This is a genomic window from Geomonas oryzae, from assembly GCF_004117875.1.
Lineage (GTDB): Bacteria > Desulfobacterota > Desulfuromonadia > Geobacterales > Geobacteraceae > Geomonas > Geomonas oryzae.
This window is the reverse complement of the sequence record NZ_RAHW01000001.1, coordinates 541,413-564,176: the sequence shown is the minus strand read 5'-3', so window position 1 is coordinate 564,176 and position 22,764 is coordinate 541,413. Positions and strand designations below refer to the sequence as shown.

26 protein-coding genes are annotated in these 22,764 nt (G+C 62.5%); 12 read left to right on the top strand and 14 right to left on the bottom strand.

Going from position 1 to position 22,764, the window contains the following annotated elements:
* Window positions 1-21: 21 nt before the first annotated feature.
* Window positions 22-213: a twin-arginine translocase TatA/TatE family subunit gene (locus D6Z24_RS02590; protein WP_129124977.1), complete on the bottom strand. Its 192-nt coding sequence runs from the start codon at window positions 211-213 to the stop codon at window positions 22-24.
* 173 nt (window positions 214-386) lie between these two features.
* Here D6Z24_RS02590 and D6Z24_RS02585 point away from each other — a divergent pair, with 173 nt between their 5' ends.
* The gene (locus tag D6Z24_RS02585) at window positions 387-836 is read left to right on the top strand and encodes a response regulator (RefSeq protein WP_129124976.1); all 450 of its coding nucleotides are present in this window, start codon (window positions 387-389) and stop codon (window positions 834-836) included.
* 44 nt (window positions 837-880) lie between these two features.
* The gene (gene uvrB, locus D6Z24_RS02580; RefSeq protein WP_129124975.1) at window positions 881-2,860 is read left to right on the top strand and encodes an excinuclease ABC subunit UvrB; all 1,980 of its coding nucleotides are present in this window, start codon (window positions 881-883) and stop codon (window positions 2,858-2,860) included.
* 144 nt (window positions 2,861-3,004) lie between these two features.
* Here uvrB and pcnB read toward each other — a convergent pair whose 3' ends face one another.
* Window positions 3,005-4,438, bottom strand: coding sequence for a polynucleotide adenylyltransferase PcnB (gene pcnB / locus D6Z24_RS02575; RefSeq protein ID WP_129124974.1), 1,434 nt, complete (start codon window positions 4,436-4,438; stop codon window positions 3,005-3,007).
* Window positions 4,439-4,543: 105 nt separating this feature from the next.
* Here pcnB and D6Z24_RS02570 point away from each other — a divergent pair, with 105 nt between their 5' ends.
* The 5 genes from D6Z24_RS02570 to D6Z24_RS02550 all read left to right on the top strand — a co-directional run bounded on the left by D6Z24_RS02570 (window position 4,544) and on the right by D6Z24_RS02550 (window position 7,442).
* Window positions 4,544-4,846 (top strand): nitrous oxide-stimulated promoter family protein, encoded by a 303-nt coding sequence (locus D6Z24_RS02570; protein WP_246014538.1) that lies wholly within the window; start codon window positions 4,544-4,546, stop codon window positions 4,844-4,846.
* Window positions 4,847-4,986: 140 nt separating this feature from the next.
* Window positions 4,987-5,739, top strand: a complete 753-nt coding sequence (locus D6Z24_RS02565) for an ATP-binding protein (RefSeq protein ID WP_129124972.1) — start codon at window positions 4,987-4,989, stop codon at window positions 5,737-5,739.
* A gap of 148 nt (window positions 5,740-5,887) precedes the next feature.
* Window positions 5,888-6,493, top strand: coding sequence for a peroxiredoxin (locus D6Z24_RS02560; protein ID WP_129124971.1), 606 nt, complete (start codon window positions 5,888-5,890; stop codon window positions 6,491-6,493).
* A gap of 163 nt (window positions 6,494-6,656) precedes the next feature.
* Window positions 6,657-7,067, top strand: coding sequence for an exosortase system-associated protein, TIGR04073 family (locus D6Z24_RS02555; protein ID WP_129124970.1), 411 nt, complete (start codon window positions 6,657-6,659; stop codon window positions 7,065-7,067).
* Between the two features lie 3 nt (window positions 7,068-7,070).
* Window positions 7,071-7,442: an exosortase system-associated protein, TIGR04073 family gene (locus D6Z24_RS02550; RefSeq protein WP_129124969.1), complete on the top strand. Its 372-nt coding sequence runs from the start codon at window positions 7,071-7,073 to the stop codon at window positions 7,440-7,442.
* Window positions 7,443-7,571: 129 nt separating this feature from the next.
* Here the strand turns inward: D6Z24_RS02550 and D6Z24_RS02545 are convergent, their stop codons facing one another.
* Entirely contained in the window at window positions 7,572-7,814 is a 243-nt protein-coding gene (locus D6Z24_RS02545) for a hypothetical protein (protein WP_129124968.1), read from the bottom strand.
* A 278-nt stretch (window positions 7,815-8,092) separates the two neighbouring features.
* On the opposite strand from D6Z24_RS02545, the gene D6Z24_RS02540 reads away from it, so the two are divergent.
* The 3 genes from D6Z24_RS02540 (at window position 8,093) to purT (ending at window position 13,502) form a co-directional block, all read left to right on the top strand.
* Complete coding sequence (locus D6Z24_RS02540) at window positions 8,093-10,579, top strand: TIGR03960 family B12-binding radical SAM protein (RefSeq protein ID WP_129124967.1); 2,487 nt, start codon at window positions 8,093-8,095, stop codon at window positions 10,577-10,579.
* 234 nt (window positions 10,580-10,813) lie between these two features.
* Window positions 10,814-12,304, top strand: coding sequence for an Rne/Rng family ribonuclease (locus tag D6Z24_RS02535; protein ID WP_129124966.1), 1,491 nt, complete (start codon window positions 10,814-10,816; stop codon window positions 12,302-12,304).
* A 19-nt stretch (window positions 12,305-12,323) separates the two neighbouring features.
* The gene (purT, locus tag D6Z24_RS02530; RefSeq protein WP_129124965.1) at window positions 12,324-13,502 is read left to right on the top strand and encodes a formate-dependent phosphoribosylglycinamide formyltransferase; all 1,179 of its coding nucleotides are present in this window, start codon (window positions 12,324-12,326) and stop codon (window positions 13,500-13,502) included.
* A gap of 201 nt (window positions 13,503-13,703) precedes the next feature.
* On the opposite strand, the gene D6Z24_RS02525 is transcribed toward purT, so the two are convergent.
* From D6Z24_RS02525 to D6Z24_RS02505, 5 genes are all read right to left on the bottom strand, one after another.
* Window positions 13,704-14,420, bottom strand: coding sequence for a phosphatase (locus D6Z24_RS02525; RefSeq protein WP_129124964.1), 717 nt, complete (start codon window positions 14,418-14,420; stop codon window positions 13,704-13,706).
* A 128-nt stretch (window positions 14,421-14,548) separates the two neighbouring features.
* A complete protein-coding gene (gene atpE / locus D6Z24_RS02520) occupies window positions 14,549-14,824 on the bottom strand; it encodes an ATP synthase F0 subunit C (protein ID WP_015722622.1) in 276 nt (91 codons plus the stop codon).
* A 140-nt stretch (window positions 14,825-14,964) separates the two neighbouring features.
* Window positions 14,965-15,654, bottom strand: coding sequence for a F0F1 ATP synthase subunit A (gene atpB / locus D6Z24_RS02515; protein WP_129124963.1), 690 nt, complete (start codon window positions 15,652-15,654; stop codon window positions 14,965-14,967).
* A gap of 4 nt (window positions 15,655-15,658) precedes the next feature.
* On the bottom strand, window positions 15,659-16,048 hold the full coding sequence (locus D6Z24_RS02510; protein WP_129124962.1) for an ATP synthase subunit I: 390 nt from the start codon (window positions 16,046-16,048) through the stop codon (window positions 15,659-15,661).
* A complete protein-coding gene (locus tag D6Z24_RS02505) occupies window positions 16,017-16,262 on the bottom strand; it encodes an AtpZ/AtpI family protein (protein WP_129124961.1) in 246 nt (81 codons plus the stop codon). The genes D6Z24_RS02510 and D6Z24_RS02505 overlap by 32 nt, the downstream gene beginning before the upstream one ends.
* 259 nt (window positions 16,263-16,521) lie before the next feature.
* On the opposite strand from D6Z24_RS02505, the gene D6Z24_RS02500 reads away from it, so the two are divergent.
* Both D6Z24_RS02500 and D6Z24_RS02495 read left to right on the top strand, forming a co-directional pair.
* Window positions 16,522-16,935 (top strand): winged helix-turn-helix domain-containing protein, encoded by a 414-nt coding sequence (locus D6Z24_RS02500; protein ID WP_129124960.1) that lies wholly within the window; start codon window positions 16,522-16,524, stop codon window positions 16,933-16,935.
* A complete protein-coding gene (locus D6Z24_RS02495) occupies window positions 16,932-17,669 on the top strand; it encodes a sulfite exporter TauE/SafE family protein (protein ID WP_129124959.1) in 738 nt (245 codons plus the stop codon). Before D6Z24_RS02500 ends, D6Z24_RS02495 begins: the two co-directional genes overlap by 4 nt.
* Here D6Z24_RS02495 and D6Z24_RS02490 read toward each other — a convergent pair.
* The 6 genes from D6Z24_RS02490 to D6Z24_RS02465 are packed head-to-tail and all read right to left on the bottom strand — an operon-like array spanning window position 17,632 to window position 22,434.
* Window positions 17,632-18,018, bottom strand: a complete 387-nt coding sequence (locus tag D6Z24_RS02490; protein WP_162605061.1) for an ATP-binding protein — start codon at window positions 18,016-18,018, stop codon at window positions 17,632-17,634. The two genes, D6Z24_RS02495 and D6Z24_RS02490, sit on opposite strands and share 38 nt — an antisense overlap.
* A 2-nt stretch (window positions 18,019-18,020) precedes the next feature.
* Complete coding sequence (locus tag D6Z24_RS02485; RefSeq protein ID WP_129124957.1) at window positions 18,021-18,332, bottom strand: hypothetical protein; 312 nt, start codon at window positions 18,330-18,332, stop codon at window positions 18,021-18,023.
* Window positions 18,333-18,342: 10 nt separating this feature from the next.
* Window positions 18,343-19,170 carry a NapH/MauN family ferredoxin-type protein gene (locus D6Z24_RS02480; RefSeq protein ID WP_129124956.1) on the bottom strand — a complete coding sequence of 276 codons (828 nt, stop codon included), beginning with the start codon at window positions 19,168-19,170 and terminating at the stop codon, window positions 18,343-18,345.
* Window positions 19,160-19,816, bottom strand: a complete 657-nt coding sequence (locus D6Z24_RS02475) for a 4Fe-4S dicluster domain-containing protein (RefSeq protein ID WP_129124955.1) — start codon at window positions 19,814-19,816, stop codon at window positions 19,160-19,162. The genes D6Z24_RS02480 and D6Z24_RS02475 overlap by 11 nt, the downstream gene beginning before the upstream one ends.
* Window positions 19,817-19,820: 4 nt before the next feature.
* Window positions 19,821-22,139: a molybdopterin-dependent oxidoreductase gene (locus D6Z24_RS02470; RefSeq protein WP_129124954.1), complete on the bottom strand. Its 2,319-nt coding sequence runs from the start codon at window positions 22,137-22,139 to the stop codon at window positions 19,821-19,823.
* A 31-nt stretch (window positions 22,140-22,170) separates the two neighbouring features.
* On the bottom strand, window positions 22,171-22,434 hold the full coding sequence (locus D6Z24_RS02465; protein ID WP_129124953.1) for a chaperone NapD: 264 nt from the start codon (window positions 22,432-22,434) through the stop codon (window positions 22,171-22,173).
* Window positions 22,435-22,764: the final 330 nt, after the last annotated feature.

The window sequence follows — 22,764 nt, the reverse complement described above, 5'->3', positions numbered from 1 at the left end:
GCGGAAACTAATGAGCTGGAGCTAGCTCCCTTTCTTATCGTCATCCGGGCGGGTTGCTTTAATCTCGATTTCTTCCTTGCCGTTGGCGGCCTTCTTGAAGTTCCTGATGCTTTTGCCGAGCGCGCCGCCGATCTCGGGAAGCCGGCCTGCGCCGAACACCACGAGTACGATAACCAGAATTATGATGAGCTCCGGCATTCCGAATCCGAACATGTGACCCTCCCTTGGTGAGTTCCCTAAACGCGTGCAGTATGGCACATGGCCGTCGGAAAAAGCAACATTTGGATTAAGGGGCGCTTTAAAGGAAAATTATTAAAAATATTGCATCCAGCCGAAGGAATTGCTATACAGCTGCAGTCGCCATCTCTATCACGAGGAGAACTACGGTGAACAAGACCATCCTGCTGGTCGAAGACAACCCGGATGATGAGGCCCTGACCCTGAGGGCGATCAGAAAGCACATGCCTTACGGCATCGTGGTGGCGCGCGACGGCGCCGAGGCCCTGGAGCACCTGTTCGGCGGGGGGCAGGGTGCGGGGCGGCGCGAGGTCCCCGTCCCCATTCTCGTGTTGCTCGACCTGAAGCTTCCCAAGGTGAACGGCCTGGAGGTGCTCCGGCGCATGCGGGAGGAGTCCCGCACCCGCTCCATCCCCGTCATCGTGTTCACCTCCTCCACCGAGGAGCAGGACATTCTCGACAGCTACCGCCTGGGCGCCAACAGCTATATCCGGAAGCCGGTGGATTACGGCCAGTTCTGCGACAACATGAAGCAGGTGATGAACTACTGGCTCAGCGTGAACCAGCTCCCCCCCTCCCGAGGCTGCGCCGCAGCCTGATCCCCTGTTGCCAAGGCGCACCCCCTCCTGTTAGTATCGTCGGCATGGAAAAATTCGAACTGGTAACGGAATTCCAGGCGCGGGGCGACCAGCCGCGCGCCATCGACGAGCTCTCGGAAGGGGTGCTGCGCGGCGACCGGCACCAGGTCCTGCTCGGGGTGACCGGCTCCGGCAAGACCTTCACCATGGCGCAGGTGATCGCCCGGTGCAACCGACCCGCCCTCGTGCTCGCCCCCAACAAGACCCTGGCCGCCCAGCTCTACGGCGAGTTCAAGGAGCTTTTCCCCAACAACGCGGTCGAGTACTTCGTCTCCTACTACGACTACTACCAGCCGGAAGCCTACATCCCCGCCTCCGACACCTTCATCGAGAAGGACTCCTCGATCAACGACGAGATCGACAAGTTCCGCCACGCCGCCACCAGGAGCCTTCTGACCCGGCGCGACACCATCATAGTCGCCTCGGTCTCCTGCATCTACGGCATCGGCTCCCCCGAGTCGTACCAGCAGATGCAGATCCGCCTGCGCGAGGGTGACGAACTCGGGCGCGACGAACTTTTAAAGCGCCTGGTCGAAATCCAGTACGAGAGAAACGACGTCGACTTCCACCGCGGCAGCTTCCGGGTGCGCGGCGACACCGTCGAGGTCTTCCCGGCGCACGACGACGAGCGAGCCATCCGCGTCGAGTTCTGGGGCGACACCATCGACGCCATCTCCGAGATCGACCCCTTGCGCGGCGTGCAGCTGCAAAAGCTCGCCCGCTTCGCCATCTACCCCGCCTCGCACTACGTGGCGACGCGCCAGACCCTGGAGCGGGCCGTCGAGCAGATAAGATTGGAGGTGGAGGAGCGCATCCGTCACTTCAAGGAGCAGAACATGCTCCTGGAGGCGCAGCGCATCGAGCAGCGCACCTTCTTCGACATCGAGATGATGGAGCAGATGGGCTTTTGCCAGGGGATCGAGAACTACTCGCGCCACTTCGACGGCAGAAATGCGGGCGACCCGCCGTACACCCTGATCGACTACTTCCCGGACGACTTCCTGCTGGTGGTCGACGAGTCCCACATCACGGTCTCGCAGGTGGGAGGGATGTACCGCGGCGACCGCAGCCGGAAGGAGACCCTGGTGAACTTCGGTTTCCGGCTCCCCTCGGCGCTGGACAACCGGCCGCTTACCTTCCAGGAATTCACCAGGAAGCTGAACCAGGTGATCTACGTCTCGGCGACACCGGCGGAATACGAGCTGAAGATGTCCGAGGGGGTGGTGGTCGAGCAGCTCATCCGTCCCACCGGACTCATCGACCCGGTGATCGAGGTGCGTCCGGCGGCGGGGCAGGTGGACGACCTGCTGCACGAGGTGCGCGCCACCACCGAGCGGGGCGAGCGCATCCTCGTCACGACGCTCACCAAGCGGATGGCCGAGGAACTCACCGACTACTACCGCGAGCTCGGCATCCGTGTGCGCTACCTGCACTCGGACATCGACACCTTCCAGCGCATGGAGATCCTGCGCGACCTGCGTCTGGGCGAGTTCGACGTGTTGGTCGGCATCAACCTGCTCCGCGAGGGGCTCGACCTTCCCGAGGTCTCGCTGGTCGCGATCCTTGACGCCGACAAGGAGGGCTTCCTCCGCTCGACGCGCTCACTGATCCAGACTTGCGGCCGCGCGGCGCGCAACGTGTCCGGCCGGGTGCTCATGTACGCCGACAAGGTGACCGGATCCATGCGCGAGGCGATCGACGAGACGCAGAGGCGCCGCGAGCTGCAGCAGGCCTACAACGCCGAGCACGGCATCACGCCGGAGAGCGTGAGGCGTGTGATTGCCAACGTGCTGCAGGCGCCCGAAGAGAAGGACTGGGTCACCGTGCCGGTCAAGGCGGAGGAATTCCTGAGTCCCAAAGAGCTGGAGAAGACGCTGAAGCGGCTGAGAAAAGAGATGCTCGCGGCGGCGAAGGCGCAGGAGTTCGAGCGGGCGGCCGAGCTGAGGGACAAGATCAAGCGACTGGAAGTGGCGGAAATCACCTAACGATTGACGATGGACAATTGACAATTGACAATTGACAACGAAAAGCCCCTCGCACCCGGTGCGGTAGAGGGGCTTTCTTCATCTGCGCCTACTCCCTCCCCCGGAGGGGGAGGGTAGGGGAGGGGGAAGCGGGTAAAAAGGGCTTTATTCCGGCGCCGGCCCCGGCTTCTTGCGCCGCCTTCTCCGCCTGCGCTTCTTCTTCGGGGCCTCGACGGCCGCTTCGCTTCCGGCGGCCTCGATGGGCGCGCCCTGCGCCTCGAGCTGCTGTACGACGTAGCGCTCCCACCAGTCCGCGAGCGAGCGCTTGGGAGGGGTGAGTCGCTCCATGAAGCGCAGGTACTGCAGCGCGTCGCCGAACGAGGGACGCGCGATCACGCCGCGGCCGTTTCTCCCCGGTGTCTTGTGAAAGCGGTGCTGCAGGTTGAGGATGTCCCGCACCGTGACGAGCACCCGGTTCGGAACCGCCACGGTCGGGGAAAGCTCTCCGGCAAAGGCTGCCACAGCAGCGTCGGTCGCCTGCTGGGGCGGCAGCCCGGCCTCGCGGAAGGCGGCGACCTTCTCTTCGAGGTACTCGCCGAACATGAGCGCGATGAGCAGCGGTGCGGAGACCGGCATCCCCTGGCCCAACTGGTCATCGACCCATTCCAGCGCCTTGCTCACGCGCACGTGCGGGTACCCGTCCGATTCGCGGGAGAGCCAGGCGTCGAAGTGCGGGAAGAGCGGCTCGAACAGGCCGTTGTGGCGCATCATCTGGTAGGTGCGCTCCCCGGCTCCCATGAGGAGCAACTTCAGCACCTCCTCGTAGAGGCGTGGCGGCGTCGCCTTGTTGATGGTGCCGCAGAGCGCCTCGATGGCGGCCTCGGTGCGGGGCTCGATGTTGAAGCCGAGCATGGAGGCGAAACGGATGGCGCGGATCATGCGCACCGGGTCCTCGGTGAAGCGGACCATCGGATCGCCGATGGTGCGGATGAGGCCGTTTTTCAGGTCCTCCATGCCGCCCACGTGATCGATGATGGAGAAGTCGGAGATGTTGTAGAAAAGCGCGTTCACCGTGAAGTCGCGCCGTATGGCGTCCTCCTCGGGCGTGCCGAAGACGTTGTCCCTGAGGACCATGCCGTCCTCGCTCTTCAGGATGGGAGGCCCGTGGTGGTGCCGGCGCTTTCTGCGGTCGCGCTCGTTTTCGAGCTGTTCCGCCTCGGAAACGGCCTCGGCCTCTTCCGGCGGTGTCTCGGCGGCCTCCTCGAGGGCGGCCTCAGCCGCATCGACCGTGGAGCGGAAGGTGGCGACCTCTATGATTTCGTCGTGGAAATGGATGTGGGCCAGGCGGAAGCGGCGGCCGATCAGGCGGCAGTTGCGGAACAGCTTCTTGAGCTGGTTGGGAGTGGCATCGGTGACGACGTCGAAGTCTTTGGGTTCGCGCCCAAGGAGCAGGTCGCGCACTCCGCCTCCCACAAGGTAGGCGATGAAACCGTGTTCCCTGAGTTTGTACAGTACCTTCACGCCGTTCGGGCTAAGCAGCGAGCGCGAGATAGAGTGCTCCGCCCTCGGGATGATGACTTTTTCCATGTTAGTGTTCATTCGCGGGAAAATAGCACAGTTTACGTGCAAAGGCAAAGGATGCGTACTTGATTTTATTGACTTAAGTCATGAAGATGTGGGATTTCTTCTGCTATGGTTGCCAGCATGGAAAAGAAAGAAAAACAGGAAAAGGACATCAGGGTCCTGGAGACCTTCATCGGCTTCTACTGCCGCAGCAAGCACAAAAGCGCGAAGGGCGTGCTCTGTGAGGAATGCAGGGGGCTTCTTGATTACGCGAAGATGAAGCGGGAGAAGTGCCCGCTCGATCCGAAGCCGACCTGCAAACATTGCCACGTCCACTGCTACGGCAAGCTCCAGCGTGCGAAGATCCGCGAGGTGATGGCCTATTCCGGCAAGCACCTCCTGCTGCGCGGCAGGCTTGACCTTCTCTGGCACTACTTTTTTTAACGGACGTTCTGGGTTCTACGTTCTACGTGAGAACCGGAAGGTAAGAAAGTGGCGGCAGGTAACAGAGGCGTTGTGAGTTTTCAGTTTTTTAACTTAGAACATAGAACGTAGAACATAGAACCGGTTTTAAGGGGGTAGGGATGATCAGGAAAATCGTAAATATCGACCAGGAAAAATGTGACGGCTGCGGGCTCTGTGTTCCGTCCTGTGCCGAGGGGGCGATCAAAATAGTCAACGGCAAAGCACAGATCGCCGCGGACAACCTGTGCGACGGACTGGGCGCGTGCCTGGGTGAATGCCCGCAGGATGCCATCACCATCATCGAGCGTGACGCGGACGAATTCGACGAGGTTGCCGTCGAGAAACACCTGCAGGCCCAGGGGGCACCCGCCCACGGTCACGCCCATGCCCACGGTCACGGTCACGGTCACGGTCACGGTCACGGCGGCGGTTGCCCCGGTTCGCGCGTTCAGAGCTTCGCCCCGGCCCCGGCAGCGCCGGCTCAGCCCGCGGGCGCGGTGCAGAGCCAGCTGGCACAGTGGCCGGTGCAGTTGCACCTGGTGCCGGTGACGGCGCCGTACTTCAAGGGTGCGGAACTCCTCATCACGGCTGACTGCGTCCCCTTCGCCTACGCGAACTACCACCAGGACTTCCTCGCCGGAAAGGCGGTGGTGGTCGGCTGCCCGAAGCTAGACGACAACAACGCCTACCTGCAAAAGCTCACCGAGCTGTTCCGGGTCTCCGGCATCACGGGTATCACGGTGCTCAGGATGGAGGTCCCCTGCTGCGGCGGCATCGTGATGGCGGCGCGTCAGGCCCTGGCCGCCTCCGGGATGGAGATCCCCTTCCGTGAGGTAACCATCAGCATTCGCGGCGAAATCATCGAGCGGTAGGCGTGCAGGGTAGGAGGGACTCGGACGGCGCGACAGGGTAAAGGGACAAATAGGACGCTTTTTATCTTTTTTGATTGACAGAGGATTAGGGGGCTGGTACAGTTGCCTCCATTAGAAATCCCAATCAGCTGAAAGGAGAACAGCACTTATGAGTCTTACTACCTTGGTTACTAAGGAAGCACCCGATTTCACGGCGCAGGCGGTAATGCCAGACAACTCCTTCGCAGAGCTCACTCTGTCCAAATACCGCGGCAAATACGTCGTGCTCTTTTTCTACCCGCTCGACTTCACCTTCGTCTGCCCTTCCGAGATCCTCGCGTTCAACAAGAGGGTTGCAGAGTTCAAGGAGAAGAACTGCGAGGTGATCGGTGTTTCCGTCGACTCAAGGTTCACGCACCTGGCCTGGAAGAACACCTCGGTCGAGAACGGCGGTATAGGCAACGTCCAGTACCCGCTGGTCGAGGACCTCGACAAGTCCATCGCCAAGGCCTACGGGATCCTGCTCAACGAGTCGGTGGCACTGCGCGGGCTCTTCCTGATCGACACCAAGGGTGTTGTTCGCCACACCGTCATCAACGACCTGCCGCTTGGCCGCAGCGTCGGCGAGGCCCTCAGGATGCTGGATGCGCTCCAGTTCGTCGAGACCCACGGCGGCGAAGTCTGCCCGGCCAACTGGCAGGAAGGCGAGGACTCTATGAAGGCTTCCACCGCCGGCGTTGCCGAGTATCTCGCCAAAAAGCACGGTAACAAGTAACTCGGATAACAAGTAACAAACTGACGAGGGCGCGGTTCGAGAGGACCGCGCCCTTTTCTTTTGGCCCTGAAAGAAAGGCACAAACAGTGTCGTCTTGCCAATGAAAGACATCTATGCTAAAAGAACAGAGCATTTACCGACATGTAGCTCAAAAGGAGTCAAAATGCGCACTAAGGCGACTTTGTTTTCCATGTTGCTGCTCATGGTTTTTGCCACCTCGTCTTTCGCCCTGGAGGGACAGCAGCCGGAGGCGATCGCCGAGAAGATGGCTTTCAAGTTGGTGCGCGGCGTGACGAACACCGCCACCTCCATCGTGGAAATTCCCAAGCAGTCCTACCTGACGGTGCGCGACCGCGGGGCCATCGGATACGCGGTGGGGCCTCTTAAGGGCGTGGGGATGGCATTCTACCGACTGCTGACCGGTCTGACGGAAACCGTCTTCTTTGCGGTGCCTCAGCCGGGTTATTACGATCCCATGATCAACCCGGAGTTCGTCTGGGAGGGGTGGGAGGAAAAACGGGTTGAACCGAGGGGGCAGAGCGAGGCCCAGCCGGTCGAGGCCAAGGGAGAATAGATGATGTCCAAGCGGTTTGTCTTTGTCGCCATGCTGGCGCTTGCCTTTGCCTTGGCAACGGGAGGGAAGGCGCATGCTGAAGGGCGTGACCTCGAGTCCGCTTCACCGCAGGAGGTCGTGGACGGCATGGCCAACAAGCTGGTGCGCGGTGTCGCCAACGTCGCGACCGGTTGGTTCGAGTTTCCCAAGCAGATCTATCTGACCTGCCGGGACGACGGAGCCGCCAAGTGCGTGACCGTGGGGCCCTTGAAGGGGGTCGGCATGACGCTGGTGCGCACCGTGGCGGGGGTAGGGGAGGCTGCCACCTTCTTCCTTGCCTACCCGGGCTTCTACGATCCCTACCTGGACCCCGGCTACGCCTGGCAGAAAGAGTAGGCTGCAAAGACATAAAGGTAAAAAAGATCCAAGGCAGTTGCCCTGGATCTTTTTTTGTGTCTGTTTTCTGGAATAAAAAAAGGCCGCATCGTGAGATGCGGCCTTTCGCAATTACCCGTTAAGGGGAAATTACTTTGCAGCCGGAGCAGCTTCAGCAGCCGGAGCTTTCTCGTCTTTCTTCTCGGCTTTCTTAGCAGCTTTCTTAGCAGCTTTCTTCTTCTTCGGAGCAGCTTTCTTAGCCGGAGCTTTTTCTTCTTTTTTTGCTTCCGGAGCAGCCGGAGCAGCTGCCGGAGCAGCGTCAGCAGCGAAAACAACACCAGCGAAAGCAACAGCAACGAGAGCAGCAACTACGGAAGAAACGATCTTTTTCATGGTAAATCTCCTTTACTGAAATGGGTTGGTATTGCGGATATTAGCAGGTAGCGTGCCAGCGTCTCATTATAACCGTAAACACTTAATAAACCTGGTGGGGCGGTCATGGAAGGGGTGCCGTTTCATGAAAACCTCGCCCCATATGCTCCAATCGATACCTCAAATGAGGTATACACTTCCCCTGCAGACCGTCCCGCGGCGGGTATTTGCCTTGCCAGGTATCAGGATAGTTTGTTATTATGGCCGGTCATGGCTTGACCGAGCTATCTGGGGGATTTTTGAGCAATAACATACTTTTGTCAGTCGAAAAGCCGGCCCGTTACATGGGCGGCGAGATGGGAACCGTTGCCGACCGGGAAGGGGCGCTCGGCTTCGTCCTTGCCTTTCCGGACGTATATGAAATAGGGATGAGCCATCTCGGGTTGCAGGTGCTCTACGGCGTGCTGAAAGAGCAGGCCTGGATCATGCCCGAGCGGGCCTATGCCCCGTGGCCCGACCTGGAAACGTCGCTGCGCGCCGGGGGAAAACCTCTGGCTACCCTGGAAGCCGGCACCCCGCTGGCAATGGCCGACATCCTCGGCTTCACCCTGCAGTACGAGCTTTCCTACACCAACATTCTGAACATGATGGACCTCTCCGGGATCCCGCTTTTGGCCGCCGAGCGACCGGAAGGATATCCGCTTGTCATCGGGGGCGGTCCATGCGCCTATAACCCCGAGCCTCTGGCCGACTTCTTCGACGCCTTCCTGATCGGTGACGGCGAGGAGGCCGTGATCGAGCTGGCCGCGTGCGTCAGGGCCGCCAAGGAAGCAGGGCTCTCGAAAGGCGAGCTCCTCGAGCGGCTGGCGCGGATAGAAGGTGTGTACGTCCCATCCTTCTTCGAGGTGAGCTACTTCCCGGACGGCCGGGTGGAGCGCATCACCCCCGTGCATGAGAACTACCGCAGCGTGCGGCGTCGTTTCGTCGCCGACCTGGAAACCGCCTACTACCCGACCTCTCCCATCGTTCCGTTCCTTAAAACGGTGCACGACCGGGTGAGCGTCGAGATATCCCGCGGCTGCACCAGGGGGTGCCGCTTCTGCCAGGCAGGCTACATCTACCGCCCCGTGCGCGAGCGCAGCCCCGAGCGCGTCTTCGAGATCATGGAGGAGGCGCTGGAGAACACGGGGTACGACGAAATCTCCCTCCTCTCCCTCTCAACCGGAGACTACGGCTGCCTCACGCCGCTTTTGAAAGGGCTCATGGACCGCTATTCCGCTCGCAAGAAGGCGGTTTCCCTGCCGTCGATGCGCGTCGGGAGCCTGAGCGACGAGATGGCCGAAGAGATCCGCCGCGTGCGCAAGACCGGCTTCACCCTCGCCCCCGAGGCAGGGAGCGAGCGTCTGCGCAGTGTCATCAACAAGGGGATCACCGAAGAGGCGCTGCTCGATAACGCGCGCTCGGTGTACGGCAACGGCTGGCGCCTGATCAAGCTCTACTTCATGATCGGCCTTCCGACCGAGACCATGGAGGACGTGGACGGCATCGTGGAACTTTCCCGCGAGGTGAAGCGGCAGGGGAAACTCGCCGGCAACGGCGGCGACGTGAACGTGTCGGTGTCGAGCTTCGTACCCAAGCCGCACACGCCGTTCCAGTGGGAGCCGCAGATCACCGAGGCCGAGATCGTCGAGAAGCAGCGCCACCTGCGCGACGCCCTCAAGAAAAAGAAGCTGATCATGAAGTGGCAGGATGCCTCCCTCTCCGGCATGGAAGGTGTCTTCGCCCGCGGGGACCGGCGCCTGTCGCGCCTTCTCGTCGAGGCGCACCGGCTCGGGTGCCGTTTCGACGGCTGGTGGGAGCACTTCGATCGCAGCAAGTGGGCGCAGGCCTTCGAGAATTCCGGGATCGACGCCTCCTTTTATCTGAGAAGGCGCGAAGCCGACGAGGTGCTTCCCTGGGACCACATCGACTGCGGCGTGACCAAGGAATTCCTCCTGAAGGAGCGCGAAGCGGCCCTTGTCGGGGCGGCGACGCCCGACTGCCGTTTCGACCGCTGCACCGGGTGCGGCGTCTGCGACTTCAAGGAAGTGAAGCTGAGACTGAACGATCCCGTCCCCTTCGGCACCTTCGCCTGCGAGACCGCGCAGCAGGAGCAGACCGAGGATGGGACCAGGATCCGCATTCGCTTCGAGAAGGTGGGGCGCATGCGTTTCCTGAGCCACCTCGAGATGCTGACCCTCTTCACCAGGGCGGTCGGCCGCTCCGGCATCCCGATCCGCTACTCCCAGGGATTCCATCCGCACCCGAAGTTCTCCTTCGCCACCGCGCTTTCCGTCGGCATCGAGTCCTACGCGGAATACATGGATTTCGAGGTGAACGCAGGCTACACGGCGGATGAGCTGAAGGAAGCGCTGAACGCGACCCTTCCCGAAGGGGTCCGGGTGCTGGAGTCGAGCGAGATACCGCTGCGGGCTCCCGCGCTCTCCGTCATCATGGACAAGGTGCGCTACCGCGTTACCCTCCCAGACGAGCTGGCCGTTTCGCTCCCGGAGAAGGCGGCAGCGTTTCTTGCCCTTGAGTCCGTACCGCTCAGGCGCGAGAAGAAGGGGAAGGCGATCGAGTTCGACCTGCGTCATGAGCTGGCCGAGCTGAAGGCGGAAGGAAACGTCCTGGAGATGGTGGTCGGGCGCGGCAAGCCCGTCGAGTTCGCCTGCGCCATCCTGGATGTCCCCGCCGAGGCCCTCAAGGAGGCGCGGCTGGAGAAGGTGGAAGTCTTATTTAGCTAAAGACGTTCAACGTTCGACGTTCCACGTTCGCAACCGGCGTGCTTGTCGGGAGGCAGCGGTGGCGGCTCGTGCACCGGCTCCGGCGCACAAGATGCTGCGCCGCATTCGCCTGTAGCACGTTTGGACGTGATCGCCGTTGCCGCCGGGACCATGGTGGCACGAGGTGGAAGAAGTCGAACGTTGAACGCTGAACGTTGAACGTGTTTTGAATTTTATATACAGGAAGGGGTTCACATGGGAAACGAGCTGGTTATCAACACCACCTCCCACGAGACCCGCATCGCGCTCATCGAAAACGGCACCATCGCGGAGCTGTACGTCGAAAGGAGCAGGGTGAAGGGGATCATCGGCAACATCTACAAGGGTAGGGTGGTCCGGGTGCTGCCGGGCATGCAGGCGGCGTTCGTGGACATCGGGCTGGAAAAGGCGGCCTTTCTCTACGTGGCGGACGTCTTCGACGCCATGGACGAGTACGACAGTTACATCGAGCCGGAGCAGGGTGAGGAGCCGGTGCCGCATCCGCTGCACCCGATCGAGGATCTCCTCCAGGAAGGGCAGGAACTCCTGGTGCAGATCTCCAAGGAACCGATCGGCACCAAAGGGGCGCGCATCACGGCGCACATCTCGCTCCCCGGGCGTCACCTGGTCTACATGCCGACCGTGGACCACGTCGGCATCTCCCGTCGCATCGAGGACGAGGTCGAGCGCGAGCGCCTGAAAGAGATCGTCGACCGCATCAAGCCGGTCGGCGGCGGCTTCATCGTCCGCACCGTCTCGGAGGGAAAGAGCGAGGAGGACCTGGTCGCCGACCTGCACTACCTCACCAAGCTCTGGGACGAGATCGTCAAGAAGAAGGACAAGGCCGGTGCGCCGAGCCTGATCCACTCGGATCTCGACGTCACCCAGAAGGTGGTGCGCGACATCCTGACCGAATCGGTCGAGCGCATCGTCGTCGACTCCAAGCCCGAGCACGACAAGATCGTCCAGTTCATCAGCACCTTCATGCCGAAGATGAAGTACTCCATCGAGCTCTACGACGAGGAGGAGCCGATCTTCGACCACTTCGGTCTCGAGGTGGAGATCAGTCGCGCCCTCGGCCGCAAGGTCTGGCTCAAGTCGGGCGGCTACATCATCATCGAGCAGACCGAGGCGCTCACCGCCATCGACGTGAACACCGGGCGCTACGTCGGCAAGCACAACCTCGAAGACACCATCCTGAAGACCAACCTCGAGGCGGTCAAGGAGATCGCCTACCAGCTCCGCCTGAGAAACCTGGGCGGGATCATCATCATCGACTTCATCGACATGGAGAAGGAGGTGAACCGGGAGAAGGTCTACGGGGCGCTCGAGGAGGCGTTGAAGAGCGACAAGTCGAAGACCAACATCCTGAAGATCTCAGAGCTGGGCCTCGTGGAGATGACCCGGAAGCGCGTGCGCGAAAGCCTCGGGCGCATGATGTGCGAGCCCTGCCCTTATTGCGAGGGGCGCGGCTACGTGAAGTCCAAGATCACCGTCTGCCACGAGATCTTCCGCGAACTGCGCCGCGAGATGCTCGACATCCGGGGCACCAAGGTGATGCTCACCGTGCACCCGCAGGTGGCCGACCTCCTCTACGACGAGGAGCGCCGCGGCCTCGAGGAGCTGGAGAAGAACTTCAAGAAGCGGATCACGGTCCGCGCGAAGCCCGGCTTCCACCAGGAACAGTTCGAAGTAGCCGTAACCTAAAAAATAGTCAGGAGAGAAGATGATCGGTACGCCGCTGAAGACAGGTGCGACGAGGATGATGCTTTTGGGCTCGGGGGAGCTCGGCAAGGAAGTGGCCATCGAGGCCCAGAGGTTCGGGATCGAGGTGGTGGCGGTGGACCGCTACGCGAACGCTCCGGCGATGCAGATCGCGCATAGAAGCCACGTGATCGACATGCTGAACCGCGAGGAGCTGGATCGGGTGGTGCGCCTGGAAAACCCCGCCTATATCGTCCCGGAGATCGAGGCGATCAACACCGAGTACCTCTTGGAACTCGAGAAGGAAGGGTTCAACGTCATCCCGACCGCGCGCGCCGCGAACCTCACCATGAACCGCGAGGGGATCCGCAGGCTCGCTGCCGAGGAACTCGGCCTTCCCACCGCGGCGTACCGTTTCGCCACCAGCATGGAAGAGTTCGCCGAGGCCGTCGCCGCCATCGGCCTTCCCTGTGTCGTCAAGCCGATCATGAGTTCGTCCGGCAAGGGGCAGAGCGTCCTGCGCGACGCGGCCGACATGGAGCGCTCCTTCCGCTACGCCATCGAGGGGGCGCGTGGCGCCTCCAACAAGGTGATCGTCGAGGAGTTCATCCCGTTCGATTACGAGATCACCCTCCTCACCGTGCGTCACGTCGCCGGCACCAGCTTCTGTCCGCCGATCGGTCACCGTCAGATCGACGGCGATTACCACGAGTCGTGGCAGCCGACCACGATGGTTCCCGCCGTGCTCGCCGAGGCGCAGCGCCAGGCCGAGGCCGTTACCGCGGCCCTAGGTGGACGCGGCATCTTCGGCGTCGAGTTCTTCGTCACCGGCGAGAAGGTCTGGTTCTCCGAAGTATCGCCCCGGCCGCACGACACCGGGATGGTCACCATGGTTTCCCAGAACCTCTCCGAGTTCGAGCTGCACGTGCGCGCGATCCTCGGGCTTCCGGTCCCCGAGGTGGAAAGCCTTGGCTGCGCCGCGTCGCACGTCATACTGGCTGAGGATGTCGCCGGAGAGGTTGCTTTCGAAGGGGTAGCCGAGGCGCTCGCCATGCCGGCGAGCAAGCTGCGTCTCTTCGGCAAGCCGGACACGAGGAAGGGGCGTCGCATGGGAGTGGCCCTGGTTCTCGGCAAGGATTGCGACGATGCCAGGGCGAAGGCGGAGCAGGCGGCGCACTGCGTGAGAATCGTGAAGCGCTAGGCCGAAGGTCAGCCTGTTGCAACCGGGGGGCGAACTACCAAAGTTCGCCCCCCTTTTTTTAGGTTTTTTCGGAGATGTTGAGGATGGCTGCCACAAAGTGCTGCACGTGGCTTCACGCTCCCCCCTTTGCGAAGGGGGGACGGGGGGGATTTGCATTACGTCGTGGCAACATACCCATTGCTTCCTGGGACGCTCCGATGCCTACTCGCTGATCCCCAGGAAATCAAGCAGCCGCTCCCACGAAGCGTTCACCACCTGCCCCTCGGCGATCCCCGCCTCGGCCGCGAGCTTGAGAGCCAGGTCGAACGCCCCGACCCCCTGGCAGATGTGCGCGTCGCTTCCTATCATCACCCGCGCCCCGATCCGCGCGCAGAGGCGGGCGATCTCGGTGCAGTTCCCTTCGCTCCCCTTGCGGCTCACCGCCGAGAGCGACGAGTTGTTCAGCTCGAGCGCCGTGTCGGTGGCGAGCGCACCCATCACGATCTCCTCGTAATCGAGCGGGAAAATGGGGTTACCCGGGTGCGAGATGCATTTCACCAGCGGGTTTTCCATCACGGCGAGAAGGGTCTTCGTGTTGCGCGCCCGGTCCTGGCCGCAAATGCCGCAGTCCTCGTGGAAGCCCGCCATGACGTAGTCGAGCGTCTCCAGTACGTCCGGCTCGAGGTCGAGTCTTCCCGAGTGGTCGAGGATGTTCGCCTCGATGCCGCGGAAGATCCTGACGCCGGATATGGTGGCAGGGACGAAGCGCATGGCGCAAAAGTGGAAGCGGTGCGGCCCGCCGGGAAGCCCCGGGCCGTGGTCGGTCACCGCGAGTCCGCGCAGCCCGGCCTGGGCGGCGGCATTAGCCAGTTCGTTGATGGTGGAGTAGGCGTGCCCTGAAGCGAGCGTGTGGGTGTGCATGTCGGCTATGATTTTCATGGCCGGACTATTTCATAGCGGGTGTGAAATGTCAAGGGAGGGGGGCGCTAGCGGAAGAGTGGAAGCCGGAATGAAAAAAGGGCACACCTTGCGGCGTGCCCTTTTTCAAGCTTCGTGTCGGTAACGAATTACTTCGCGACAGCTTTAGCCAGCTCGAGAGCAACTTCTTTGTACGGGTTGGCGAAGAGGATGATGAGGCAGACGACCAGGGCGTAGATCGCCAGGGACTCGATCATCGCCAGACCGATCATCATGGTGGTGAGGATTTTGCCGGAAGCGCCCGGGTTACGGGAAACGCCTTCAACAGCGCTCTTAACTGCGAGACCCTGGCCGATGCCGGTGCCGAGGGTGCCGAGAGCCATGCCGATGCCTGCTGCGAGTACACACATAGTAAAGAATTCCATTTGTTTCTCCTTTGCTGCGTATTTTTCCTAAATAGTATAGGAATTAAAAGTCGAGTTCTAAGTTCTATGTTCTATGTTGAGAAGCTTTGTGTATGGGTTCCCACGTAGAACGTAGAACCCGGAACGTAGAACCTGTTTGTCTAGTGCGCGTGCTCCAGCGAGCCCTGGATGTAGATCATCGCGAGGAGCATGAAGACGAAGGCCTGGATGAAGGAGACCAGCACGCCCATCAGCATCATCGGCAGCGGTACCAGGAACGGAGCCAGACCGAAGAAGATGATCAGGACGAGCTCGTGGCCGTTCATGTTACCGAAGAGACGCAGGGTGAGCGAGATCACGCGGCTCAGGTGACCGATCACCTCGATGAAGAACATCATCGGAGCAAGCCAGGCGATGGGGCCCAGGAAGTGCTTGATGTAAGCGGCACCGTGATGCTTCACGCCCACGATGTGGGTGGTGACGAACACGACGACAGCGCAGGCCGCGGTGGTGTTGATGTTCGCGGTCGGCGGGAAGAAGCCCGGGATGAGACCGATCAGGTTGGACACCAGGATGAACAGGGCCAGGGTGGCCACCAGCGGGAAGAACGGACGGCCGTGCTCGCCCATGGTTTCCACCAGCATGTTCTCGATGCCGCCCACGATCACTTCCATGAAGTTCTGGAGGCCGGAGGGAACCGCCTGCAGCCTTTTGGTTGCCGCGATGGACAGAAGCACAAGGCCGAGCATGATCAGCCAGGTGTAGACTACGGCGTCCGCACCTGCCTCGGAGAAACCGAGGGGGTGGAGCAACTCGCGGAAGAACTGAAGGAATAAAAACGGATGAACCATGAAGCTAGCCTCCTTTACGGGTCGACAAATATATCGAAAAAGCGATTATGTTGATCACGAGAACCGAGAGTCCGATCAAAAGGCCGAAGATGTCAGCCTTGAGGACCACGATCGCCAGGTACAAAAGCGCCGCCATGATGGCCAGCCGCAGGATGTAGCGCAGTACGGCGAAGCGCGAGGCGCTGCGGGGATGCAGGCGAAGCGCCGCTTCCAGACCGTTGCGGATCCAGAAGAAGTTCGCGATGGCGAGCATGCCGCCCGCGAAGAGCGAAACTCCGAACCTCGGTGAGACCAGCAAGGCACCTGCCGCGCCGAAAACCCCGCTCAGAAGGAGGCTTCCCCGCACCAGCCAGGAAAAGATGTTACTCTCGTTTATCCTTGTCGGACCCGTCATCGCGCAGCTCTTTTCCCGCTAATATGAAAATGTTGCGGAAGCCTGCCGCAATGCCGAAGAACAGGAAGATGAAGAAAAACCACGGGTCGGTACCGAACCAGTGATCCAGTTTCAACCCCACGTAGACGCCGATGGCGATGGCCACCGCGAACGCGATCCCCATGGTGGAGATCATGCCCAGCGTCCTCAGCAGGTTCTTCTTTTCTTGATCCATAACCGGATGTCCCCTGTCCCGTATACAATTCACGGGTAGAAAACCAAGGCTAAATAGCACGTAGACGGTGCTAATGTCAATTAATTTCCAAGACACGCCTCAACAAAAATAGCGATTTATCGCGGCATCTCGCCGTCGACGCCACGTGCGGATGGTACGACGCGGCGGGAAAAGGTTGCCCGTCGCGGGAAAGATGGTACCATCTTTTGCGTTGTGCACTTTTGGTATAACGCGATTGCGTTTCGGGGGAAGGAGCCGCATGACGGACCATGGCCGCGATGACAGCTGCAGACAGGATGAAGCGAGTGAAGCCCGGACCGGCGCCGCTCGTTCGGGACTCTGCGTCCGCTCGAAGATCTGGATCGAACTGGATGGGGAACCGGTCTTGGGACAGGGGCGCCTCGAGCTGCTGCGACTGGTGGGGAAGAGCGGTTCCATAAACGCCGCCGCGAAACAGATGGGGATCCCTTACCGCAAGGCGTGGACCTACATCGACTCGATGGAGAAGCGGCTCGGGTTTCCGCTCGTGCTCCGCTCCAAGGGGGGAAGCGGCGGCGGAGAGTCGACGCTCACCGCCGAGGCGGAAAACCTGCTCCAAAAGTTCGAGGCGCTGCAAAAGGGGTTCGATGAGCTCGTGAACAGCAAGTTCGCCGACCTGGGGTTCGCCCTATGACGCTTACCATCCTTCTCGCGCTCTTTCTCTGCATCCTGGTGGTCGCCGTCCTCTATTCCAGCGTCGGGCACGGCGGCGCCTCGGGCTACATCGCCCTCATGGCCCTTTTCGCCCTCCCGACCGCGTCGATAAAACCGACCGCGCTCGTCCTCAACATCCTCGTCGCCGGTATCGCCACCTGCACCTATCGTCGCGCCGGGCAGTTCCGCTGGTCCGTCTTCTGGCCCTTCGCGGTCACCTCCATCCCGATGAGCTTCGTGGGCGGCGCCCTGCAGCTCCCCGCGATCTACTTCAAGCCCCTGCTCGGGGCGGTGCTTCTCTTCGCCGCCTTCCGGCTGGTCTACCGCCAGGTCGAAAATCCGCTTCCCCCCTCGTCTCCCCCGCAGGCGGTCGCGGCGGCGATCGGCATGGTGCTGGGGTTCGTCTCCGGGCTCATCGGCGTCGGGGGAGGGATCTTCCTGAGCCCGCTGCTGCTTCTGTTCGGCTGGGCCACGCCCCGTCAGACCGCCGGCATCTCCGCGCTGTTCATCCTGGTGAATTCCGTCGCCGGGCTGCTCGGTCACGTCAGTTCGCTGGGTAACGTCATGCCCGGTTCCGCCTGGCTTGCCGCGGCGGCGGTTCTGGGCGGCCTCTTGGGCTCGGCGCTCGGCAGCCGGCTGCTCCCGGTGCCGGCCATACTGAAGACCCTTTCCCTGGTCACCTTTTCGGCGGCTCTGAAGCTGATCCTGACCTAGCGGGCACCAGGCTGAGCGCCAGTCCGGCGAGCGGGCAGACGGAGATGCACTCGCCGCACCCGGTGCAGAGCCCCTCGTCGATGACGATGCCGATTCCCGCGCCCAAGGAGAGCGCCCCCGCCTCGCACCTGTCGAGGCAGGTAAAGCAGCCGCAGCTTCGAGCCGGGCAGTATGCGGGGTCGACCCGCGCCACCCGCGCCCCCCCGGCCTCCTCCTCTCCGGCCGGATGCGCCGACAGGCCCGGCTCCTGCTCGCGCAGCCCACCCGCATCCGCCGGGACCCGGCCGGAATTCAGCAGGAACTCCCCCACCGCGTAGAAGCTGCCGCGAAAAAAATCCTTCCGGCTCAAGGTCATTTCTTGCCGCGCTTTCCTTTCTTCACGCTCTCCTTAGCACCCTGCACATGGCACTGGGTACAGTTGAGCCGCTCCGGGTGGCTCGTGGCGGGCGCCCCCTTCACTCCGTCGCGATGGCAGGCGTTGCACTCCTCGCCGTCCTGGTTCGCCTTCACGGCGTGCGGAATCACCGGGGGATCGCCGGGAGACTGCAGCGCATCCGCGGCCAGGTCGGGCGCCGTCTCTTCCGCCTCGTCGCCCCATGCCGGGGCCTGCAGCGCCAGCGCCAGGAAGGCGCAAAGGATGAGGGGGAGCAGGTTTTTCTTCATGTAAGACCTCCTATGGGGCGGACTTCTCGATAGGTCTCCCCTCGTCCGTTAAAGAGAGGGGCTCTTTCTTGAAACGAAACCCGACGCTCAGGGCGCGCTCGGGGCAGCTGTCGAGGCAGGCGAGGCAGCGGGTGCACGCCCCGGCGCGCACCCGGCACGCGTCACTTTGCCAGAGCGGATCCAGCACTTCCGGGACCGGGCAGGCGGCGACGCAGTCGCCGCACCCGGTGCAGCGCTCCCTGTGGAAGCCGACCTTCAGCGGACTGAAGCGGGCGATGAGCGCGTAGAAGGCGCCCAGCGGGCAGAGCGAGCGGCACCATACCCGGGGCGCGGCAAAGATTTCCACCAAAAGGATCGCCGCCGGGACCAAAAGCGGGACGAGGGAGGCGAAGGCGACGGCGCGCCCCATGATGCCGATGGGCGACAGCACCTCGAAAAGCGGGACCCCGGTCGCCGCCACGGTCGCGAGCACGACGAAAAGGACGTAGCGGCCGGTGGCAAGCGGCAGCCGCCGCCCCCCCCGCCTCGTCCTGCGCGAGAACTTTTCCGCAAGCTCGGTGAGAAAGCCGACCGGACAGACCCAGGCGCAGAAGCTGCGCCCCCCGAGCACGAAGTAAAAGGCAGTGACCAGGAGCGCCCCGAAGAGGAAAGAGGGGACAAGGACGCCGGAGCCGATCACCGCCTGCAGGCAGGCGAGCGGGTCCGAAAGGCGCACCCCGGCAAGTTCGGCGGAGGCCAGGTTGCCGCTGAAAAAGGTGAACCCCGCCGCCGGAGAGGCGAGCAGCAAAATGGTGCCGGTCTGCACCGCCCGGCGCGGCAGCCACCACCTAGAAGTCATAGCTGTCCCTCTGGACCTCCACCGTCTCCCGCACCACGATCACCGGTTTGGGGAGCACGCAGGCGTTCTCGCAGACCCCGCAGCCGACGCACTTCTCCCGGTGCACCACCGGCTCCATGATGGTGTGCTCGCCGGTCCGCGGGTTGTGCCGCGGCTCCAGGGTGATGGCCTGGTCGATGAGCGGGCACTGGCGGTAACAGACCTCGCAGCGCAGCCCGCGTATCGAGAGGCACCCCTCCCGGTCCACGATCTGCGCGGTCCCCATGCGCACCTTTTCCACCTCGGTGGTCTTTTGGTCGAGCGCGCCGGACGGGCAGGCCTTGACGCAGGGAAGATCGGGGCAGAGGTAGCAGGGGGTATGTCGCGCCGCTATGTACGGCGTCCCGATCCCGACGCCCCGGTCCTGGAGCCTGATCGAGTGGTAAGGGCAGGCCTGGGCGCACTTGCCGCAGCGCACGCAGGCGGCAAGGAAGCGGCGCGCCACGATGGCGCCGGGGGGCCTGAGCACGAAGCCGTGCGCCTCCCCCGGCCGCAGGTAGACCGTGCCCCCCCCCGCGGCCGCGAGTGCCAGCGCGAAAGGTGCCAGCGCTCCTTCCTTCAGGAACCGGCGTCGCGAGATGCCGCTATCGTCCCGCTCTTTCGTCACCTTGCTACGCCTTTTGCACCTTCACCGCGCACTTCTTGAAGTCAGGTTCCTTGGAGAGCGGGTCGAAGGCGTCGATGCAGATCTCGTTGACCAGCTTCTTCTCGTCGAAGAAGGTGGTGAAAACCGAGCCGCGCTCCGGGGTCCCCCTGCCGCCGATCTCCGCGGTTAGCACGATCGAGCCGCGCCGCGAGGTGATGCGGACTTGGTCCCGGTTTCTGATGCCGAGCCGCTTCGCGTCCTCCGGGTGCAGCTCCACCGTCGCCTGGGAGACCGCCCTTCTGAGCTCGGGGACGCGCCCGGTCATGGTGCCGGTGTGCCAGTGCTCGAGGAGCCTGCCGGTGCAGAACCAGAACGGGTAGTTGCGGTCCGGGACCTCGGCGGGGGGCTCGTAGGGGCGGAACCAGACCGAGACCTTGTTGTTGGGTGCCTTGTAGAACTTGATCCCCTCGCCTTTGGCGACGTGCTCGTCGTCCGCCTCGGTGTAGCGCCAGCGGGTCTCCGTGCCGTTTGCCTTAACCGGCCAGCGCAGCCCGCGCACCTTGGCGTAGACGCCGTAGGGGGCCAGATCCTTGCCGGTCCCCAAAGTGAACTTGCGGTACTCCTCGAAGATCGCCCGGTGCATCCCCTTCTCGGGGTAGGGGAAGAGCGCGCCGTGCCCCATCCTTTTCGCGAACTCGATCAGCTGCCAGACGTCCTCTCTCGCCTTGCCCGGGGCGTTCACCATCTTGAACCACTGCTGGGTGCGCCTTTCCGTGTTGCCGAAGACCCCCTCCTTCTCCACCCAGGAAGCCGAGGGGAGCACCACGTCGGCGAGCTCGGTGCTGCGGGTCGGGTAGATGTCCGAGACCACGATGAAGGCCTTTCTCGATTGGGCCGCCTTGCGCACCCGGTTCAGGTTCGGGAGCGACTGGAACGGGTTCGTGCACTGGATCCAGACGCACTTAAGCTCGCCGCGGTCGATGGCGCGGAACATCTCGACGGTGTGCAGCCCGACCTTGGCCGGTATCTTCTCCGCCGGGATCCCCCAGATCCCCGCCGCCTTCTTCCGGTGCGCCTCGTTCATCACCACCATGTCGGCCGGGAGCCTATGCGCGAAGGTGCCGACCTCGCGGGCGGTGCCGCAGGCCGAAGGCTGGCCGGTGAGCGAGAGCGGGTTCTCGCCCGGCTTGCAGATCTTCCCGGTCAAAAGGTGCAGGTTGTAGATCAGGTTGTTCACCCAGACCCCGCGGGAGTGCTGGTTCACCCCCATGGTCCAGAGCGAGTTCACCTTCCGGGACTTGTCCCCGTAGACCCTGGCGAGCTCCTCGATCTTCGCGGCGGGGATGCCGGAGACCTTCTGCGCCCACTGCGGGGTGTAAGGTTTCATGAGCGCCTTGTACTCCTCGAAGGTGAGGTTCTTCACGTCGGCCGGAGTCTCGTTGAACGCCTCCTTGTCCTTCAGGCCGTACGGGGCGTTCTCCTTCCCCCTCTTGAAGGAGACGTGCTTGGCGACGAACGCCTCGTCGTAGAGCTTGTCGCGCAGGATCACGTGGATGATGGCGTTCAGGGCGGCCAGGTCGCCGTGCGGCTTGATGGCGATGAACTCGTCCGCCATCTTCGTGGTGCGCGTGCGCCTCGTGGCGATGTCGATCAGCTTCACCTTCGGGTGCTTCAGCTTGTTGTCGATGAGGCGCGAGAAGAGGACCGGGTGCGCCTCCGCCATGTTGGCACCCCAAAGGACGTAGGTGTCGCCCAGGTCGAGATCGTCGTAGCACCCCATCGGCTCGTCCGAGCCGAAGGTGTTCATGAAGGCGACCACGGCGCTCGCCATGCAGAGCCTCGCGTTCGGCTCGAGGTTGTTGGTGCCGATCCCCCCCTTCATCAGTTTCGAGGCGACGTACCCCTCCTGGATGGTCCACTGCCCCGAGCCGTAGAGGGCGACCGAGTCGGGCCCGTGCTCGGCGATCGCCTTCTTGTACTGCGCGGCGATCAGGTCGAGCGCCTCGTCCCAGCTCGCCTCCACCATCCGGTTACCCTTGCGGATCAGCGGCGTCGTGAGACGGTCCTTGCCGTAGAGCGCCTTCGAGAGGAAGTACCCCTTGATGCAGTTGAGCCCCTTGTTCACCGGCCCGGCCGGGTCCCCCTTGGTGCTCACGATGCGCCCCCCCTTCACCCCGACGAGCACCGAGCAGCCGACGCCGCAGTACCGGCAGGGAGCCTTGCCCCAGGTGATGCCGTCCTCCGCCGCTTCCGCCCACTCGGGTCGTGCCGTCGTAACGCCTGCCGCGGCAAATGCGGCCGCAGCGGCACAGGCCTTGATGAAGTCTCGTCTGGAAAGTCCCATCGCGTCCTCCTTGAGGTTGATATTGAAAAGGTTAAAGACCGGCCGGGTGGGCCCCCTCGGGAGCCGCATCTTCGAAGTTGTGGTAGGCGAGCTGCACCGAGATCACCCCCTCCATCTGCTGCAGCCCGTTCACCAGGGCGACCTCGGCGTCGATGCTGTCGGCCTCGACGACGGCCACGATCTTGCCGTCGGCAAGCACGCCGTGCACCTCCACCCCCCGGTTGCCGGCGATTTTTTCGGCGATGCCGCCGGCCTCTTCGGGTCTGCATGACACAACGATTCCTGAAATGGGCATATCCCCTCCGGGTTGAATACGATTACTGGCATAGCGGGATGCAAAACGAAGACATACTACCATGCGTGCTGAATTTCGCAGGTCGATGCGGAAAAAACATTACATTAGGGTAGACTCAACAAGTCACAGGTGTTGCGGCCGAGCTGTCACGGCTAGAGTGCCGGATCTCCGGGAAGCCTCAGGATGGGTTGGCGTGCTTTCGCTGTCGGGAAGGCTAAGACAATCCCGTCGGCAGATCGGTTATGTGACATGCGGATAGCAGAACTCTATTGCGTCATAAGACAGTATTAAGTAGAATGTGCCAACTTTGTTGTTGCGGCTGTACCGTGT